The 20191-nt window shown below is 44.1% G+C and carries 17 protein-coding genes and 1 pseudogene; 3 read left to right on the plus strand and 15 right to left on the minus strand.

Features of this window, described 5'->3' with window-relative positions; genetic code table 11:
- The first annotated feature begins 335 nt into the window (after window positions 1-335).
- Window positions 336-512, plus strand: a complete 177-nt coding sequence (locus tag JI667_RS15160) for a hypothetical protein (RefSeq protein WP_206856665.1) — start codon at window positions 336-338, stop codon at window positions 510-512.
- Between the two features lie 41 nt (window positions 513-553).
- On the opposite strand, the gene JI667_RS15165 is transcribed toward JI667_RS15160, so the two are convergent.
- Both JI667_RS15165 and JI667_RS15170 read right to left on the minus strand, forming a co-directional pair.
- The gene (locus tag JI667_RS15165) at window positions 554-1054 is read right to left on the minus strand and encodes a GNAT family N-acetyltransferase (protein WP_206856667.1); all 501 of its coding nucleotides are present in this window, start codon (window positions 1052-1054) and stop codon (window positions 554-556) included.
- A complete protein-coding gene (locus JI667_RS15170) occupies window positions 1044-1964 on the minus strand; it encodes a DMT family transporter (RefSeq protein ID WP_206856669.1) in 921 nt (306 codons plus the stop codon). The genes JI667_RS15165 and JI667_RS15170 overlap by 11 nt, the downstream gene beginning before the upstream one ends.
- A gap of 107 nt (window positions 1965-2071) precedes the next feature.
- Here JI667_RS15170 and JI667_RS15175 point away from each other — a divergent pair, with 107 nt between their 5' ends.
- On the plus strand, window positions 2072-2764 hold the full coding sequence (locus JI667_RS15175; RefSeq protein ID WP_206856671.1) for an MgtC/SapB family protein: 693 nt from the start codon (window positions 2072-2074) through the stop codon (window positions 2762-2764).
- Window positions 2765-2887: 123 nt separating this feature from the next.
- On the opposite strand, the gene JI667_RS15180 is transcribed toward JI667_RS15175, so the two are convergent.
- From JI667_RS15180 to JI667_RS15230, 11 genes are all read right to left on the minus strand, one after another.
- Window positions 2888-4756, minus strand: coding sequence for a PTS fructose transporter subunit IIABC (locus JI667_RS15180; protein ID WP_206856672.1), 1869 nt, complete (start codon window positions 4754-4756; stop codon window positions 2888-2890).
- 14 nt (window positions 4757-4770) lie between these two features.
- Window positions 4771-5682, minus strand: a complete 912-nt coding sequence (gene pfkB, locus JI667_RS15185; protein ID WP_206856673.1) for a 1-phosphofructokinase — start codon at window positions 5680-5682, stop codon at window positions 4771-4773.
- Window positions 5679-6431, minus strand: coding sequence for a DeoR/GlpR family DNA-binding transcription regulator (locus JI667_RS15190; RefSeq protein ID WP_206856674.1), 753 nt, complete (start codon window positions 6429-6431; stop codon window positions 5679-5681). Before JI667_RS15190 ends, pfkB begins: the two co-directional genes overlap by 4 nt.
- 359 nt (window positions 6432-6790) lie before the next feature.
- Window positions 6791-8770, minus strand: a complete 1980-nt coding sequence (locus JI667_RS15195) for an LTA synthase family protein (protein ID WP_206856675.1) — start codon at window positions 8768-8770, stop codon at window positions 6791-6793.
- Between the two features lie 419 nt (window positions 8771-9189).
- The gene (locus JI667_RS15200; RefSeq protein WP_206856677.1) at window positions 9190-10200 is read right to left on the minus strand and encodes an ABC transporter permease subunit; all 1011 of its coding nucleotides are present in this window, start codon (window positions 10198-10200) and stop codon (window positions 9190-9192) included.
- A 1-nt stretch (window position 10201) separates the two neighbouring features.
- Window positions 10202-11077, minus strand: a complete 876-nt coding sequence (locus tag JI667_RS15205; protein ID WP_206856678.1) for an ABC transporter permease subunit — start codon at window positions 11075-11077, stop codon at window positions 10202-10204.
- Window positions 11078-11214: 137 nt separating this feature from the next.
- Window positions 11215-12036 (minus strand): Cof-type HAD-IIB family hydrolase, encoded by an 822-nt coding sequence (locus JI667_RS15210; RefSeq protein ID WP_206856680.1) that lies wholly within the window; start codon window positions 12034-12036, stop codon window positions 11215-11217.
- A gap of 102 nt (window positions 12037-12138) precedes the next feature.
- Entirely contained in the window at window positions 12139-13590 is a 1452-nt protein-coding gene (locus JI667_RS15215; protein ID WP_206856688.1) for a glycoside hydrolase family 32 protein, read from the minus strand.
- On the minus strand, window positions 13587-14546 hold the full coding sequence (locus JI667_RS15220; RefSeq protein WP_206856697.1) for an aminoimidazole riboside kinase: 960 nt from the start codon (window positions 14544-14546) through the stop codon (window positions 13587-13589). Before JI667_RS15220 ends, JI667_RS15215 begins: the two co-directional genes overlap by 4 nt.
- A gap of 83 nt (window positions 14547-14629) precedes the next feature.
- A complete protein-coding gene (locus tag JI667_RS15225; protein ID WP_206857042.1) occupies window positions 14630-16003 on the minus strand; it encodes a sucrose-specific PTS transporter subunit IIBC in 1374 nt (457 codons plus the stop codon).
- Between the two features lie 195 nt (window positions 16004-16198).
- Entirely contained in the window at window positions 16199-17023 is an 825-nt protein-coding gene (locus JI667_RS15230) for a PRD domain-containing protein (protein ID WP_206856698.1), read from the minus strand.
- 134 nt (window positions 17024-17157) lie between these two features.
- Here JI667_RS15230 and JI667_RS15235 point away from each other — a divergent pair, with 134 nt between their 5' ends.
- Window positions 17158-17901, plus strand: a complete 744-nt coding sequence (locus JI667_RS15235) for an SIS domain-containing protein (RefSeq protein ID WP_206857044.1) — start codon at window positions 17158-17160, stop codon at window positions 17899-17901.
- A gap of 57 nt (window positions 17902-17958) precedes the next feature.
- Here the strand turns inward: JI667_RS15235 and JI667_RS15240 are convergent, their stop codons facing one another.
- Both JI667_RS15240 and nagE read right to left on the minus strand, forming a co-directional pair.
- A complete protein-coding gene (locus JI667_RS15240; RefSeq protein ID WP_206856699.1) occupies window positions 17959-18684 on the minus strand; it encodes a GntR family transcriptional regulator in 726 nt (241 codons plus the stop codon).
- A gap of 124 nt (window positions 18685-18808) precedes the next feature.
- Window positions 18809-20187: pseudogene (nagE, locus tag JI667_RS15245) on the minus strand (N-acetylglucosamine-specific PTS transporter subunit IIBC).
- Window positions 20188-20191: the final 4 nt, after the last annotated feature.

Here is a 20191-nt window from a genome sequence, read left to right on the forward strand (position 1 = left end):
GAATAGCTCTTTAAAAATAAATCTAGAATTAACGTTGACGTATTGTCTTGTTTTGTTCAGTTTTCAAGGTTCAATGTTTGTCCACTCCTTAAAGAAGCGACTTTATTAATTTAACACATCATTCACTCTCGCGTCAATAGCTTATTTCATTTATTTTTTCAAGATGTAATTTGCTGTATCAGCGACGTTTATTAATATAACACGCTGTTAATGCTATTGCAATATATTTTTAAGGAAAACTTTAAAAAATTAATAAAGTATCGTCATGTTCTGTGAAACGGTCCCACTTCATATATATAGGATTACTACGCATATCTGAGAGGAGATCCCACTACATGCTTCCAGACGTTGCATTATTTCTATCTTTCATTATGGCTGTGTATCTATTTGCGTATTCCTATGTACAAGCCCTCATCATCTGTGAAAGCACAACTCCTGTAAGGGGAATGACTTTTATCATGTCAGTTGTCATGGCATTTGTATTTTCCGGTTTTACATACGTATTTTCATGAATATCCTGATGTATTAAAAAAAGAGTAAGGAGCGCGACTCCTTACTCTTTTTCCTTCAGGTTCAGTAGCAAACCTTCTTCCTGATGAAGTTCATTTCCTATCTTTAATTTCTCTTCTTTCACCAATTCAGGTTTGTATCTGTAATAAAAATGCTTTGAGGGGTTTTCTTTCAGCACCCATATCCACATAGAATTGAATCCCTGCTTTTTCAGCTCTCTGATGGCTATTTCAAATAATTTCTCTCCAATCCCTTTGCCTTGATATTCCTTTAAAAGGTAGATCGCATACAACTCGCCTTCGTATTCACCTGAACGCTCTTTCCCGATTGAAACAAAACCGGCGATTTTATTGTCTTCGATCACACAGACATACGTGTCGTGAGCTCCTGAGAGAATTCGCCCCCACTTTTCTTCTTTTTCTTCAATGGATAGGGATTGGAGATATGATTCGGAAACGATTCCTTGATAGGTCGTTCTCCAACTATGAACACGGACGAACGCCAACCCCTTCGCGTCATGCAACTCAGCCTTTCTAAAGTGCATCTGTATTCACCTTACCGACATGTTGAACCATCTTCTTAAGTCTCCTTTCTTCTATTAGGAAGAGAGTGACACCGATGATGATCACGATCCCTCCTATTACTTGAGTCACGAGTACTTTTTCCCCTAAGAGCCAGTAAGCAAGGATGGAAGCACCAATTGGCTCAAATAGGATGGCCATTGATATGGTTGAAGTGCTTAACCATTTTAACGACCAGTTGAATAATGAATGCCCCAGAAGGGTTGGGATGATGGCAAGAAGGAGGAAATAGATCCAATCCTCTTTAGGGTATGGACCTAGGCTTTCCGAGCGGGCAAGGGCATAAATGAATAAGACGATTGAGCTGATGACATATACCAGATAAGTATACGTAATAAGGGACAACCGCTTTCTGATTGCCTGACCGAATAAAAGGTATCCCGTCACGAGGGCACATGCCGCCAATGCTAATATATCACCCCAAAGGGCACTCCCGCTGATCCGGAAGTCCCCCCAGCTGATAATGAAGCTGCCAACCACGGCTAAGACAGCAGATAGAAGAGCTTTCCCTGTCAACTTCTCCTGAAAGAATAAGTAAGCTCCGATAAATGCAAATAACGGCTGTAACGTGACCAGTACAGTGGAACTAGCCACCGAAGTGTATTGCAAAGACTCGAACCACAGTATAAAGTGAAAAGCCAGAAATACTCCCGCCAGAATTGAAAACATCCAATCCTTCAGAGTAATAAGTTTCAATTCCTTCACATACTTTAAGAAAAATACCGGGGACATTAAAAGAACTGTGAAAAACAGTCGATAAAATGCCAATACGCCTGCCGGTGCACTCGATACCTTCACTAAAATGGCAGACGTAGAAACGGAGATGACTCCAATAGCAAGTATGAGGTAAGGGTTAATCTTTGTTTCTGTCATGGTAGACCTCCTGATCTGTGGTACTCATTGCTCTTATTTTATAATCAGTCAGGTCTAATTACTACAGTTTTTTCCGGGAGAAGGCTTAGAGGACTGGAGGGGAACGGATGGAGCTATTGGATACGACCTTTATGATAAAACTTGGCGTGTCGGCCGTTTTAGGATTGATCATCGGCCTCGAGAGAGAATTAAAAAGAAAGCCTGTGGGTCTGAAGACCTCACTGGTCATTTGTATAGTGAGCTGTTTGTTGACCATTGTGTCCATCGAATCGGCCTACTTGGCTGAGGGATCTGACAAAGTGAATATAACCATGGATCCACTTCGTTTGGCCGCCCAGATTGTTTCAGGAATTGGATTCCTAGGAGCGGGTGTCATTCTCAGGAGGGGGAACGACAGTATTTCCGGATTGACTACAGCAGCCATGATCTGGGGAGCCGCCGGTATTGGGATTGCCGTCGGTGCGGGCTTTTATATCGAAGCAACTGCCGGGGTTATCCTCTTGATCGTTTCGGTGGAAGTGGTACCAATTATCATCACCTATTTGGGGCCAAAACGCCTGAGAGAGAAAGAATTATCCCTAAGAGCCACCATTTTAGAAAAACGGGAAATCAAATCCATCATTGAAAGAATCAAAGCCGAAGAGATTGCCATTGAAAACATTAGAATTAAAGACTTAAAAAATCAGCAGCACCTATTGGAGTTAAAAATCATTGTCGACTTTAGGAAAAAGACGGTGGACATCTACTATACCATTTCTGATATTGAAGGAATAATAGATGTGGAGATTGAAAGTCTATAGCTTGAAAACGGGAGGGCCTTTATCCTCCCGTTTTTCATTTTTCAGTAAGACTCTGCCTCTCCAAGTATCTCACTAAACATAGAAGAATCAGGTAAACATAGGTTCACCTGGTTCTTTGCGTGCTTATTTAATCGGTTTCTTTAAAAGCCCGACCATAAGTGCTGTGATCAATGACCCGACCAGCACCGCCAGAAGATATAAGAAAGGATTTCCTTCTACAACCGGAAAGACGAATAATCCGCCATGTGGTGCAGGCAGCCCGATCCCAAAGAACATGGTCAAGGCCCCGACAATCGCTGAACCTGTTACAATGGATGGAATTACCCGGAATGGATCGGCTGCAGCGAATGGAATCGCTCCTTCGGTAATGAAAGATGCCCCCATAAAGTAAGCCGCAATACCTGCTTTTCGCTCACTATCATTGAATTTATTCTTGAATATTGTCGTAGCCATTGCCAAGCCTAAGGGAGGAACCATCCCTCCTGCCATGATCGCTGCATGGGGAGCAAGGTTTCCACCTTCAATCATGGCAATACCAAAGGTAAATGCCGCTTTATTGATCGGTCCTCCCATATCGACGGCCATCATTCCACCAAGAATTAATCCAAGCAAGATCAGATTCCCTGTTCCGAGACCGTCCAGCCAGTTCTGTATGCCGGTATTGACGGCACTTAAGGGTTCCACGAGGAATTGGAGCATGATGAATCCAGTGATGAAGATACCGAGTAAAGGGTAAATCAATACGGGCTTGATCCCTTCCAGTGCCGGAGGGAAATTATGCGTCAACCGCTTGATTCCAAGTACCACATAACCCGCCAAGAAACCGGCGATGATTCCACCTAAAAACCCACTTTGACCTGTGGCTGCAATTAACCCGCCAACCATACCAGGAGCGAATCCGGGCCTGTCAGCAATACTCATGGCGATGAATCCTGCAAGGACAGGAACCATCAGGTAAAAGGCATTACCTCCCCCGATTGTATTCAAGATAGCAGCAAATTCATTGTATTCCGAAGAATCGGGATTGGCTGACTGTATTCCGAATAGGAATGAGATCGCAATCAGTATCCCTCCCCCGACAACGAAGGGAAGCATATTGGATACACCATTCATCAGATGCCTATAAAATCCGGACTTTTGCTTCTTCTCAGGCCCCTCATTGGTTTCTTTCCCTTGATTCCCCCCGTTATATAGAGGAGCATCCTTATTCACCGCTTTATTCAATAGTTCTTCAGGACGTCTGATCGCTTCTGCCACCGGTACTTCTATGACGTGTTTTCCTTTGAACCGGTTCATTTCCACTTTTGTATCAGCTGCGACAATGATGGCTGTAGCCCTTTCAATTTCCTGTGAAGTAAGGACACTCTTTGCCCCACCTGAACCATTGGTCTCTACCTTTAGTTTCAAGCCAAGCGTTTTTGCCTTGGCCTTTAGGGCATCTGCTGCCATATAGGTATGGGCAATACCAGTGGGACAGGCGGTTACCGCAAGGATCATTTCTCCAGTGTCTGCCTGTTCAAGTGGAGCTTCTTCTTCATCTTCATCGTGACGGTTAATGATCTCCAGGATTTCTTCTTTCGATTTTGCCTTAAGAAGTCCTTGACGGACGTTCATATCCATCAGCATGGATGAGAGCCGGCTTAATGCTTCAAGATGGGTTTGATTCGCTCCCTCTGTCGCTGCAATCATGAAGAATAGATGGGCAGGTGCACCATCAAGGGATTCGTAGTCTACTCCCTCCTCTGATTTACCGAACGCAATGGCCGGAGACTTAACAGCAGATGTCTTCGCATGAGGAATGGCGATTCCTTCCCCGATACCTGTCGTGCTTTGGGCTTCACGATTCAAAATTGCTTTTTTAAATTCTTTATGGTCTTGCAGTTTACCACTCTTATCTAAAACGGATACCAAATCATCGATGACGCCATCTTTCGTCCGAGATGATAGATCAAGCTGAATCGTCTCCTCCGTCAGCAAATCAGTAATTCTCATCTGTGATTCCCCCTCTATATTTTCGTAATCTGAATTTCTTCAAATAAGCTTTCCACTTTATCAGCTGAACAAAGCCCAATGGAATAAGCGGTCGCTGATCCGGCTGACGTTCCTAATCGGAAAGATTCTTCAACACTCCAGCCCCTCGACAGGCCGGCAAGGAATCCTGCAACGGTTGAATCCCCAGCACCTACTGAACTTTTCAATTCTCCTTTTGGTACAGAAGAATAAAATACTTCGTTCTCCGTTAGTAAGAGCGCACCTTTTTCAGCCATGGAGATCATGACATTTTCCACCCCATATTCCCTAAGTTTCTTACCGTAATGAACCGCCTTATCAATGGTAGCGATTTCAGTGTCAAACATCTCTCCAAGTTCATGATGATTGGGCTTAATGAGAAATGGCTTCAAGCCAAGAACCGGTTGAATCAAGTTTTTTTCAGCATCGATGACCACTCTCGTCCCTTGCTTTTGACATTGAGCGGCAATCTCCTGATAAAATGTTTTAGGTACTGATCCTGGAATGCTTCCTGCCAGTACTACCATGTCATCCGATGTTAAGGATGATATCTGATCGAGAAGCCGTCCGATATGCTCCTTGGTAATGGAAGGCCCCCTGCCGTTGATTTCCGTCTCATCGTCCGCTTTCACCTTTACATTGATGCGTGATGCTTCGTCTACCTCCACAAAATCGGTGCGTACGTCATCCTTGTCTAAAAATCGTTTAATATACTCACCGGTAAATCCTCCTGCAAACCCTAGAGCCACGCTACTGACATTTAATACGTTCAAGACACGTGAGACATTGATTCCCTTCCCCCCTGGAAGGGCACTTTCCATCCTACTCCGGTTCAGACCACCTTTTTGAAAGGAGTCCAGTTCCATAATATAATCCACAGATGGATTTAGCGTTAATGTATAAATCATGGTGTCACAACCTTTATCGTCGTTTGTTTCATCATCGTTGTGCGGTGCTCGTCATCCATTCCGTTTGTGATGATCATCGCTCTATCGAGATTCACAATCTTGCTGAAAGCAATTTCTCCAAATTTTGTCCCGTCTGTAAGAAACATGGCTTCCCTCGCCAACTCAACCGCCACGCGCTTCACCTGTGCCTCTTCCGGGTCAGGTGTTGTAAAGCCATATTGTTCATGGACGCCATTCGCCCCCATAAAGGCTTTATCAAACCTGTATTGACGAAGAGCATCGATGGCTCCACTTCCAACCATCGCTTTTGTTACCGGCTTAATGCATCCTCCGATCATATAGGTTTTAAAGCCTTTTTGGATTAAGGCTTCCCCATGGGTCAACCCATTTGTGACCACAACAATATCACTTTCAGGTAGATGGTCGATGAGAGTCAGCGTTGTTGTTCCAGCGTCCAGATAAATGCAGTCTCCTTCTTCCACCAGAGAGGCTGCGTATTGACCGATTACCTGCTTTTCATGAAAGTTTCTGGATGATTTTTCAGAGACGCTCAATTCTTTCAGCTTTCCTTGAAGCCTGGATGCACCACCGTGGACCCGTTTAAGGAATTTCCCCTCCTCCAGCTGAGTTAAGTCCCTGCGAATCGTTGACTCGGAAGCATTTGTAGCATCCACGATATCCTGAATCTTAATGGCTTCCTTCTCTTTCAACAAATCTAAAATGATTCGATACCGTTCCTCGGTTAACATGGTATTTTCCCTCTTTCTCCGCTTGTTGTTATCCTTATTATAATGATAACGCTTGCAAAAATCAACCAAAAATAATCATTTTCGGTCAATATCTGTTAAATAACAGTCATAAGTGATCATCGTATCTTGCGTGTCCTTTGTGTACCTGCTGTTTTTGAAGGATATTCAGCTGGTGAATTCCGTGGTGTATGTAGCAGGTGAGATGGCCTTAGAAATTCGGCAGTCTCACTTCCTCTATATTTCAGCAGCTGATTCCCCACAAATAGTCAGCAGCTGAACCCCCAGCCTCATTAAGCCCACAACAAAAAAGCCAGCCCTCCGCCATCATGGCGAAAAGGGCTGGCTTGTGATTGCCAAAATTACTCGTGAGAGCCTTCCTGATTTGCCTCAGGATTCTCTGTGCTCTTCGGATTCGGGTTTATATATTGATAATCTGAACGATCGATTTGTTTATAACCTTCAGGCTTGTAGAAGCGTAACAGGTCTTCATATACGACCTTGTCTGATAGTTCCAGACGCTTATTAGCTTCCTTCGTCACATCTTCACATGCGTTGCTTCCTTCTTCAACAGGTTGACCTGTTTCGTTATCATAACATACTCCTTTAATTTCAGAGTATTCAGGTGTAATGACGTCACCGTTACGGAACGGTACAATCTGCTTACGTTCTTTTGACAATAAGTCTTGACCGAAGCTGATGTAGTCTTTGTTATCCACACCAAGAAGGTTGAATAACGTTTCACGGACGTCGACTTGACCACCATATGTGTGGTTGACTTCACCCTTCACTCCAGGAGCGATGATGAATAAAGGAACACGTTGAAGCTGGGCATTTTTAAAATCTGTGATTTCTTCGCCTGTGACTTGTTCCATTGCTTTGTTATGATTTTCGGAGATACCATAGTGGTCACCATAAAGGACGATGACGGTATCATCATATAAACCACTTTCTTTTAAATCATTAAAGAATTGCTCCAAAGCGGAATCCATATAATTGGCCGTTTGGAAATAACGGTTCACAACTCCATCTCCATATTGCCCTGGTTCGAAGTCCGTATCATTTTCATGACGGTCGAACGGGAAGTGATTGGAAAGTGAGATGAATTTTGTATAGAAGGGCTCTGGTAATTTCTCAAGCATCGGCATGGACTCTTCGAAGAAAGGCTTATCCTTCAGTCCATACGGAAGCTGTTCTTCAGGTTTACTCATATCATAATACGTTGCATCGTAGAACTCATCATATCCCATCGTGCGATACATTTCAGAACGGTTCCAGAAAGTCTTATAGTTTCCGTGGAACGCCGCTGACGTATATCCTTCACCTTTTAAGATCCCAGGCGCTGATTGCAATGTGTTATTGGCATTCGTCATGTAAACGGCACCTTGAGGTAAACCGAATAATCCATTTTCCATGATGAATTCAGCATCCGATGTTTTCCCTTGACCCGTCTGGTGGAAGAAGTTATCGAAGTAGATCGCATCTTCTTTTTCCACTAATGAATTAAGGAATGGCGTTACTTCTTGACCATTGACTTCTTTCCCAATGACAAAGTTCTGAAGGGATTCCATTGAAACATAAATGACGTTTTTCCCTTTTGCTTTACCGAAGTATTCAGGATTTGGTTCCACTTTGTTTGCTTTTACATAGTTTTCTACTTCTGAAACTTCATTACTGTCTGCAAGGGCACGCTTAGCAGACGTCTTGGAGTTCTGGATGACATCGTAGATCGTAAAGTTGTGAGTACCAAGATACTTCACAAGATAGTTACGGTCAAAGCTTCGTGTCAATAGTTCTGGACGGTCGATTTCCGCAAGGCCAAGGTTCAGCAGGAACACCAGGACTGCCGATGTCATAACCGCAAATACTGAACGGAAGCGCAGCTTTTCCTGCGGTTTAACTTTCTTCAGGACCATCAGTCCGATGATTATGAACAGGTCAGAGAAATACAGGATGTCGACAGGATTCAAGAGTTCAAGTGCACTGCCGCCAAGTCCGTTATTCGTCTTCGCCTGAAGTAATACCGGTACTGTAATAAAGTCATTAAAGAAACGATAGTATACGACGTTTGCATACAGGACAAAGGACATCAGGAAGTTAATGACGATGAATGCGATATACCGCCCCTTGCCTTTCCAGAATAATGCGATGGCAAAGAATAAAAGTGCCGAACTTAACGGGTTTAGAAATAAAAGAAAATGCTGAAGCGCATTTTGTATTCCCAGGTTGAATTCAGCTAAATATACTGCATAGGTCTTAATCCAAAATAATACTACGACTGTAAAGAAGAACGATAACTTCCCAGTGCGCATATCTTCAAATTGTCTTTTAAAGAAGTTCATACTTCATCACCTTTTTACTTTTGTATTTAAGTTAGAGCATCTATGAATGTAAATTCATTAAGAAAATGTTCAGCAAATGTAAATTCATTTGAATCAACAACGAGTATTATAACAAAAATTAATTTCATGTGTATAACAATTTGCAGTAAATGTAACAAAAATATTTCATGGAGATTCGACAATCCCTGCCGTTAATGACGCAGATACCTTGTCCTGAAAGGATTATCAGGATATTTAAAAATTGAACAACGAGTGAACTGTCCAACTATTCCCATTTTCGGGGGCTGAACATGAAAACCGGCGCTTTGTTTACTCAGTGTAAACTTATTCCCCATATCCATTTACATGAAACATTTAGAGTGAATGAATTTTTTACCAATATCTTACGTTGCACCCATCCTTTATTATGCTCCATTCTTTCACATATTTATCTTCTGAAAATCAGACTTATTCAATTGTCTCATCTCCTTTTCCTTCACGGGGCGATAAGCCGCTTTGAATTTCTCTCTGTAATGAGACCGCCCGTTCGTTGTCTGTACATACCCTTCAATCATGAGGGAAACGGATAACATAGTAGCTGAAAAAAACAGGATCGGCGTCAGGGGGATCCATGGTGCCCCTTGAAGGTAGCGGAAGGAGTCCCCTATGAGACCGGACCATTCATACGTAATCGACCTGGGTGGGTCGGGAACCAACTGATAGTCCACATCGGTACCGCCAAGGAACAATGTGAGTAACCCCAGATGAATCAAAATAATGAGTGTCTGCATGAATTGTTGTCCTAACAATAGGAAAAGCTTCTCTTTCATTGAGGGCAGGATATGTTTGAAAATGATTCTCCATTTTCCGGCACCAAGGGTTTTGGCGCTCATAATGAATTCCTGTTTATACAATAGTGACACTTCATTCCCTAGAAGAGTAGACAGAATCGGTACGATAAGTAGGGTCAGAATGAGAATTTCGATGACGAAACGCTCCGCGATGGAATTGGAAAACCCGTCAAATGGCTCCCAAAGGACCGGGAACAGCAGGAAATAAGCGAGAATCGTTAACGGAATGTAATGGAAGGAATCAATCCAACCGTTGATATATTTTTTATATCTCATCAGGTACGTTCCCAGTATCACCCCTAATGGAATCGCCAAGAATACCCGTAAGAAGGCAATGACGAATGCCGTAAGAATCGTATACTTCGCACCGATGATGATTTTGCCGAACATATCCAGTCCCTGGGCATCGGTCCCGAATGGAAATAGCCACTTAGGGGAAATCGGGGAAGACTCCACGACAGATCCTTCTACAGAAATGAAATACAGCCTGCGAACCTCGTTGCCCCATACCATGGAATAAACGATGCTTGACACGATCATTACGGCAATGAAGGTGAATCCAATAAGAAAGAACGGATTTCTCCAGACACTTTTCTTCATACTAAATCTCCTCCCCTTTATTGGCTTTTTTCGAGAGTACCCTTTCTCCCACCGTATAAAATATAAATAGAGGAATGAAGATTGAAAGGATGGCGATCGTAAACATTTTCGGCTGCAGTGTCGACTTCAGGAAGCGGGTAATCCCGGCAATATTAAACAGCAGTTCCAGAACGAATAAGTTCGACAGCATGAACCACACCGTTTTCTTCGATTGAAAAAAGACAGATATGATGGCATTTCTTAATATGTGGAAAGTTAAGATCGTGAGTTTCCCCAATCCGATTGATTGAGCCAGCGTCACATAGTCTTTTCTTTCTTCATTTTCAAATGAAAGAATCGAAACCCTGAATAGCTGAACCGTCGGTATAACCGCCAACACTATGATAGGAAGGAGATAGATTTTTTCCGTCGCGACAGACGCAATTTCAAAAAATAGGATCCCTGTCTTTTTGTACAGGGTTAGGATGAGGATCTGGGAAAGTAAAATCACCAGAACATCTGGAATCGATTCAAAAAGGTAAAAGCAGAACTTGATCCGGTTTCGGATCTTTTGGGAAAACAACATGGTGAGGATCGTGAAGAGAATACTTAAGAAGCTTGCGAGAAGAAACGCGGAAAATAGAATGATCAGTGAATAAATGATCGGTTCCCACAAATACGGAAATAAATCTCTTTCCTTTTGTCCACCAATCACCATATAGGTCAAATCCCCTGTATGAAACAAGGCATAGACGATTTCCATTATGGACTGCCAGTACTCACTTATTCTTAATTCACGGTCTCCGATACCCGAGAGCAGCACGGGCAATCCCCCTATAAAGATGATCCCTATCACGGAAAATAAAAATGTAAGCAGTATTCCTCCTATAACTTTCAATAGCCTGTCCTCCACTTAATGGTTTCTATTAATAGTATCATAGATCGGATCATTATATACATTTTTTCCCTTTTATTACACAGCAGACAAAAAAAGACCGGAATCCCCCAAAAGGGTTCCCGGTCACCAACTCATCATCAAACTCTGGATAATTGATTCAGAACAAATTTTTCAACGACTTCCGCTACGCCATCTTCCATATTTGAAGTTGTGACATAGTCCGCCTTTTCTTTAATATCCTGCGGTGCATTTCCCATTGCGACCCCGAGGCCGGCAAATTCAATCATCGTGAGATCGTTATAGCTGTCCCCTATGGCTATTACTTCTTCTGAAGCAATCCCCATAGGCTTGATCAGGTAATCGAGGCTTGCTCCTTTTGTTACACCAAGCTGGGTGAATTCAAGGAAGAACGGCTTCGATCGCATCACACTCAGTTCACCGTCAAGTTCGGTTTGAAGTTTTTTCTCCACATCCACCAAGCGGTCCGCTTCTTTTAGCATAAGGGCTTTAACAACCGGTCCTGTGATGGCTTCCTTAAAATCAGGGACGATCTTCACCGGAAGTCCTGTAAGATCACTTTCTATAGAAGCAAATGGATTGGTTTCTTCTACTATAATGGCGTCTTCTGCATAAGTCAGAATACCTACATTTTCACGCTTACTTATATCGTATAAGCGATGTACCGTTTCAGGTGAAAGTGTGCGACTGTATTTTTCCCCGTTTGTCTTGCAATCTATGATTTTTGATCCGTTAAAGGAAAGGATATAGCTGCCATATTGATTCAGTTTCAATTCTTCCGCTACCCACCGCATTCCATAGGTAGGACGGCCGGATGCCAGGACGACCTTCACCCCTGCTTCCTGAGCTTGAAGGAGAGCATCCTTTGTACGATCTGAAATCGTTTGGTCATCTCTCAATAATGTATCATCTAAATCCAGTACGATCATTTTATAGGTCATGATGAAAAAATCCTTTCATGAAATCCGTTTTATATTATCTTACTATACCATCTATCATGACTGATGAAAAAGGAAATAGACTGCCAGAGCGGCAGTCTACTATTAGTTTACATGTTTCAAATTCCATTTTCGAATGGTAAAAACAGCCTTATGTGACGCTTCAAATCGAACCGTATCATTGTTAGGTGATGGGTAGAACCTGGCTGTGAAGGTTTCCTCTCCTTCATTGACGAATACTTCAATGGAAGACGTGTCGACAAACACCCTTAGTGAATGCAAATTCTTCACTGAACATTGACGCTTCTCGACCACTCCATTCACATAACTTTTGCGCTCAAGTGTCACAATCCGCTCCCCGGCAGAAAAAACAAGCCTGATCCCACCTCCAATAGTAATATCAAACCAACCTTCAGTAATAGACAGATCCGTCATTTCCAATTCTAACGCTTTTCCCTTCACTCCAATGAGTTCCCGGGTTTCTTGATACAATTCTACCTTGTGCTCGATCACTGTTCCGACTCTTAAATCCTGCATTTCTTTAAGGGGTACCTGCCTCACCTTCCCCTCGACAAGTTTCAACTCACGGGGGATCGTCATCGTATGAAGCCATTTATGTGCAATGGTGGGATGATCCTGTTCATTCTGATCAGGTACACTCATCCAGGCGAACAGGATACGGCGTCCCTGACCGTCGACTGTCGTCTGTGGGGCATAGAAGTCAAAGCCCCGGTCCAATTCTTCGAAATCCCCGTGTTCAAAGGTTCCGGCAGCTGAATCAAAGCGTCCGGCAACATAGCCTGCCTGATACACATTTTGATACTTCATTCCGGCAGGTTCTATTCCCTGGGGTGAGAAAACAAGGATATCTTGATCTCCCAGCTTAAAAAGGTCAGGACACTCAAACATATAACCGAAGTCGGCAAGCCTGCCTTCCCCTCCGCCTGCAAGGACACCCCGGTATTCCCAAGCCATTAGATCCTCAGAGCTCAGCAATGCGACGGCTCCTTTTACCTCTTTCGTCTGTGCACCTACCACCATATGAAATGCCCCATCCTGCTCCCACACCTTCGGATCGCGGAAATGAGCGGTAAATCCTTCAGGAAGGTGAACGACGGGACCTTTTTTGTCAAAATGAATGCTGTCTTCTGAAAGGGCCAAACACTGGTAGGTTTCACGATTCCCTTCCGCATCCTTCACGTTCCCAGTATAGTACGCATAGATCTTCCCGTCATGTTCGATGGCGCTGCCGGAATAACAACCGTTTTTCTCAAACCATTCTGATGGAGTAAGGGCGATTTCTTCATGTGTCCAGTTCACTAAGTCCCTTGACGAATAATGGCCCCAGAATTTCGCACCATGTCCCGTTTTAAAAGGCATCCACTGGTAATAAAGATGATAGACCCCTTGGAATTGGATGAATCCGTTCGGGTCATTCAATAATCCAACAGGCGGCATCATGTGATAATGAAGACGGTAGGGATCCTGTTCCACCATTCCCTTGTGCTTCTTCATCTCTTCATAGGCTTGTCTGCGGAGCTGTTCATCATTTGTCATCGTCTCTCACCTTTCTCAAGATGATGGTTTACTTCTTCTAAGGAAGGAAGAGCGGTCATCGCCCCTTTGGTGGAGGCCGCAAGCGCTCCTGATACGGCTGCAAACCGGGCCATGCTCGCTGCTTCTTCGATTGATAAGGATTCAATGCTCCCTTTGTATTCGTGAATGGAATGGAGGATACCGGATACAAAGGCATCCCCTGCACCTGTTGTATCCACCGCTTTCACCTTCATGGCCGGTACATACTCACGGTCTCCACCAACATACACATAGCTTCCTTCTGAGCCCATCGTGACAATCAAGAAAGGGATATTATACGTTTTTAGTTTCACCACACCCGCTCCAATTTCTTTTTCACCGGTGATGAATTCGAGTTCTTCTTCAGAGATCTTCACCACATCCGCTTGAGAGAGCATGCTCTTGATCGTTTCCCGGGCCTTCTCCTCGGAATCCCATAATCCCAAGCGTAAATTGGGATCATACGACACCAATAAACCATTCTCTTTGGCTACCTTCACCGCATGATGTGTCGCTTCCTTCGCAGGGGAGCTGATCATGGAGATAGAACCGAAGTGAAGGATCCTATGGGAAATGAAATCTTCTTCATCTATATCACTCTCTTGGAGGAACCGGTCGGCACTCGGGTCGATATAAAAGTCGAAGCTGCGCTCCCCGTCTTCTCCATTTGTTACGAATACGGCACCTGTACGAACGTCAGGAATCAGCAGCATTTGATTGGTCCGGACACCATATTCCTGAAGAGTATTCTTCAGGAACTCCCCTAATACGTCCTCTCCCACTTTCCCTAAAAAGGTAGACCTCGCGCCCAGTCTGGCCAGGCCGACAGCCACATTGGCAGGAGCTCCGCCAGGACTTTTTTGATAAGTCATATTTTGATTGTCCAACGGGATGAAATCGATCAGCGCTTCACCCAGTGAAATAATACCTTGTTTCATGTGTGTTCCTCCTCTTCCCATGAGAGTTTCTTTAAATATAGCAAATCCTTACCAGAGGGGGGCGCTGGTAAGGATAAAGATATCTATTTTGCTTCTTCTTTCCAGCCCAGCAATAAGGTTGCTGTAAAGGCACCTGCTACAGCAATGATAAATCCGATTCCATAATTCAGCGGATCTTGAGCAATCGCAAACATCGGGATGCCCGTCAGTCCGATGCCATTGGCCGTCACATGTGTGAATACCACGTATGCACCTCCAAGTGCTCCCCCGATGGCTGCCCCGATAAACGGACGGCGGTGCTTTAAGTTAACCCCGAAAATGGCCGGTTCTGTAATGCCCAGGAAAGCAGAGACAGCTGCAGGTACTGCAATTTCTTTCGTTTTCTTGTTTTTCGTTCTAAAGAAGACAGCAAGTGTGGCCCCGCCTTGTGCAACATTGGCCATGGCCCATATTGGAAGCAAATAGTTTCCTCCTATATTCGATAACAGCTCAGCCTCAATGGCGTGGAAACTGTGATGCACGCCCGTTAATACAATGGTGGAATACAATCCACCGAAGATGAGTCCGGCAATTGGTCCGGCCGTATTGTAGACAACATCCAGAACCGTGGTGATACCGTTACCGAGGACTCTTCCAAGTGGTCCCACAATAAGTAAGGCTGTAAACCCTGTAAAGATGACAGTCAAGAAAGGTGTCACCAATAAATCTATGGCATTCGGTACTATTTTCCGTAATCCCTTTTCAACCTTTGCCATCACAAAAACCGTTAATAATACTGGGATGACCGTTCCCTGATAACCAAGCATTTCAACACTGAATCCGAAGAAATCCAGTGTGGATGGCTGTGCATCTGCAAGCCCCCAAGGGTTCAGTAATGCAGGATGTGTCATGATTCCGCCGATCACCGCACCTAAGTAACCATTCGCGCCAAATTCCTTCGCCGCACTCATCCCGATAAGGATCGGTAATATGATAAAGGCTGCAGAAGAGAACATATCGAGCATGACGAATAGACCGCTTTCAGGATCGACCCATTCATACGTTTTCATCAGGCCAAGTAATCCCATCAACATACCAGCCGCTACGATGGCCGGGATGATCGGAACAAATATGTTGGAGAGTGTACGGGCAAAGCGGGCAAACGGGTTCATCTTCCGTTTCGCTGCATCACTGTGTGTCTCACCTGTTGGTGACTTATCATCAATCGTTGCTCCGACAAGCGGTGCAAAATGTTCAAATACTTTGTTTACATTCCCAGTCCCGAAGATGATCTGGAACTGTCCGGAGCTTGAGAATGCCCCTTTCACACCATCCAATTCCTCGATGGCGCCCTTTTCTATCTGACTTTCGTCGTCGATGACAAGACGCAGACGTGTCGCACAGTGAGTGGCACTTACCACATTACTCTTACCGCCCAATAACGGGACAAGCTGTTCTGCAACTTCACGATAGTTCATCATGAATTCCTCCTGTTTTAAAAATTTCAATAAAAAAAGACCTAGTATCCCTAAAAAGATAGAGGTAGGTCAAAGTGAGACGCTTACCAGTATCGTCTTAAAGATTCTAGGTCTTGCCTGCATAATCAGTAACAATCCTACTGTATGAAATGGATGAGTTCATTCTACAAGATGAAAGCGATACCGTCAACCCATTCACTTTAACAAACGCTGAATATGGAGAGCGATATACGCGACCTCTGATGGCGGGAACTGAATACCGTATTCTTTTTCCAGGTACCCGGCGATTTGTTCAGAACATTCATATGCCCGTACATACTTCACCTGAATGAGATCAAGCATATCCTCATCAATGGGGTCAAACTGGTCCCCCTGTTCGATCCTGTTCAAGGCAAAACGAAGGTGGGTGATCAAGCGTTGATAGTTAATGCTCGACTCCTCGACCTCTATGGACAAGATGGACTCTACCTGTTCCACAAAGTCTCTCAGGATCGTCGCCTGCTTCAATGATTCACTCATGGACGATGCATCCATCTTCGCCGTATGGATGTGGAGGGCGATGTGAGCAGCCTCATCATCGGGTATTTCGATGCCCAGTTTCTCCTTGATTTCCGTCTTTGCCCATAAGCCCACTTCATACTCTTTCTTATAAAGCAGCTTGATTTCGTTTAACAGCTTATTTTGAATGGGTATTCCTTGCTGAAGTCTTTCCAGAGCAAATGAAAGGTGATCCGTAAGGGCTATATGAATATGATCACTTAAAGGGGCATTCAGATGACCTTCTGCGTGGCTGATGATGTTTTCAGCGATCTCAATATGTTCTTCAGGCAATGTGGCCAGGAGCTGCTGGAATTTCTCGGATGAATGCTCATGAAGGACAAAGATTTTCTCAATTTTATTCTTTGGAATAATATCGTTCCTCTTTTTCCGGAAAGCGATCCCGCTTCCCATCACGATCTTCTCCTGAGGTCCGTCCACCACTACGACAGCATTATTGTTCAATATTCTAAAAATGCGCATACATATCCTCCGTACTATTCATTACCTATTATGTTACCACGAGTTGTTGGAAAGTGAACCAGTTAAGTGTGTGGATTCAGGATTTTCATGTTACATATGATATGCTGAGAGAAAACAAGGAAAGCGGGACCATCATGATTTCTACCTATTTTGAAAAAGTCCAGGAAAAGCTGAACATTGTACAAACAGAAGAAGCTGACAAATTGGTGATACTCGCCCAAAAAATTTCTTCTTGCATTCAAGAAGATGGCATCATCCACCTCTTCGGGTGCGGTCACTCTCACATCCTCTCTGAAGAGGTTTTCTACAGAGCAGGTGGACTCGTTCCAATCAACCCGATCCTGATTGAGCCCCTCATGCTTCATGAAGGAGCCGTACGATCCTCACAATTAGAAAAATCGAAAGAATATGCGGGTACATTCATGGAAGGACAGGATATTCAGCAACATGATATGGTGATTGTCATCTCCACTTCCGGGAAAAATCCTGTTCCCATCGACGTGGCTCTTCACGTTAAAGATATCGGTGCTTATGTGGTATCCATCAGTTCCTTTGCCTACGTTGAAAGTGAAGCATCAAGACATGGAAGCGGAAAATTTTTGAGTGAAATAGCGGATCTTGCCATTAATAACCACTCCATTGTGGGTGATGCTGTCCTGGAAGATGAACGGGTGGCCGTTCCATTCTCCTCTTCATCGACCGTCATTGGAGCTGCGATTTTGAATAGCGTCATGGCCGGCGCCATCGAACATATGGCGGAAGTAGGATTTGCCCCCCCTATCTTCAAGAGCGGAAATGTAGATGGGGCAGAGGATCATAACGAACGGTTGATTGAAAAGTACCGCAGGAGAATCCCACTGCTAACCAAAGGGCTATAAAGACTAAAAAGAGCAGGAGCCCTTATAAAACGGGTTCGCTAGCCTCCTGCTCTTTTTTTACAGTCTATTCAAATTGATTTTAAACTTATATTTATCTGCACGGTAAACGGAGCGTACCAATTCAAAAGGGGTACCGTCTTCGAGGAATGAGTCCCGTTGAATGAAAAGGACCGGTTCCCCGCTCTTCACCTTCAGATGCTTCGTGTCGGCATCCGACACAGTCGCCGCTTCCACTGATTGGGTGGCATGGCTGATATGAAGATTCAGTTCGCTTTCGATGTAATGATACAGTGATTTCCCGAGTATTTCCTGATTCAACCCAGGAAGCAGTCTCACAGGTATATAACTCGTTTCCAGAGCCATCGGTTCCCCATTGGCAAGGCGGATCCGCTTCATAGTATACACAAGTTCATCTTCCTCTAATGAAAGAAGTTCCCGGATCTCATCTTCTGCTGGCGAAACCTCAAAGTGCAATAATTTATTCCCAGGTTCAAGCCCCCGACTCTTCATATCTTCACTGAAGCTTGTCAATCCTTGAAGACTTTGTTCAATCTTTCGATGGGAGACGAATGTCCCCCGTCCTTTTTCTCTATATAAAACATTTTTATTAACAAGATTGGTAATCGCCTGTCTCACGGTCATCCTGCTGATCTTAAACGATTCTGCAAGCTCTCTCTCAGACGGCAAGGCATCTCCTGGCTTAAGCTCTTCAGACTGTATTAATTGTTTAAGATGTTCTTCCAACTGATAATACAAGGGAAGAGGAGAATTTTTATTAACCACGAACTGTTCTCCTTTCGATATAACGGATGTATGTTCTATTTTATTATATTCCCACTGTTTATAACAGACTATTATACGGTGTCTATAGAAAAAGTCCGACGGGTCTTCCCCCCGTCCTCTTCATTCAGTGTAATTTCCTCATCTCATCTGCGACAAATTCTACATCCGTTCCTACGATGACCTGAAGGTTTTTATCATTCACCTTCATCACACCTTTTGCTCCGTGAGCCTTTAATGCCTTTTGATCTACAAGGGTGACATCATGAATCTTCAAACGTAAACGTGTGGCACAGTTATCGATCGCTGCCAAGTTCTCTTTTCCGCCGAGATCTTGAAGAAAATGGGAAGCCATGGTTTCGTATTTACTATCTCCCCTTAAATTCTCTGCTGGAACCCCTTCTTCATCCTCTTCACGGCCAGGGGTCCTTAAATCGAATTTTCTAATTAAGAACGTGAATAAGAGGAAGTAGGTGATTCCATACAGGATCCCTACTCCTAATAATATCCAAGGTTTTGACTTATACTGAAGTTCAAGAAGTAGTCAATGGCACCTGCCGAGAAACCGAAGCCATGATGAATGCCGAGCACGTAGGTAATGACCATGGCACTCGCCGTCAGAACCGCATGGATTCCATAAAGGACAGGAGATAAGAACATGAAGCTGAATTCAATCGGCTCGGTGATCCCTGTTAAGAAGGAAGTAACGGCGAGTCCGATTAACATACCCGCTACATTGGCACGCATATGTTTTTTTGCTGTCACGATCATGGCAAGACAAGCAGCAGGAAGACCAAACATCATGATTGGGAAGAATCCCGTTTGAAACGTCCCTGCTGTTGGGTCTCCTGAGAAGAATCGAGGAATATCCCCCTTCACAACTTCCCCTGCCGCATCTTTGAAAGTCCCGAATTCAAACCAAACAAGTGTATTCAATACATGGTGTAACCCAACCGGAATCAGAAGGCGGTTCAATAGTCCGAACACACCGACTCCCGTCGCCCCGGCACCGATGATCCATTCACCGATGGAATTGATTCCGCTCTGGATCGGCGGCCAGACAATCCCGAATATACCTGCAAGAATAACCATGAAAGCAGCCGTCACGATGGGAACGAAACGTCTTCCCCCAAAGAAGCCGAGCCATGACGGAAGCTTAATATCATTGAAGCGGTTGTATAATAGCCCCGCAACGACCCCTGAAATGATTCCGCCGAATATCGCCATACTGGCATCAGGGTCCAGAGCCTTTAATCCTCCCGTTAATACGAGATAACCGATGGCACCGGCTAACCCGGCTGTACCATTTCCATCTTTTGAAAACCCGATGGCCACCCCGATGGCAAAGATTAAGGGTAAATTTTTAAATATGGCATCTCCTGCTTCAGACATGAACGCGATTCCCATTAGATCATCCTGACCCAGGCGCAACAATAAGGCTGCTGCCGGAAGGACCGCGATGGGAAGCATGAGTGATTTACCGATTCGTTGCAAAAAACCTAACATACTA

Origin of the sequence: Bacillus sp. NTK074B (genome assembly GCF_017303375.1) — a bacterium.
GTDB lineage: Bacteria > Bacillota > Bacilli > Bacillales > Bacillaceae_B > Rossellomorea.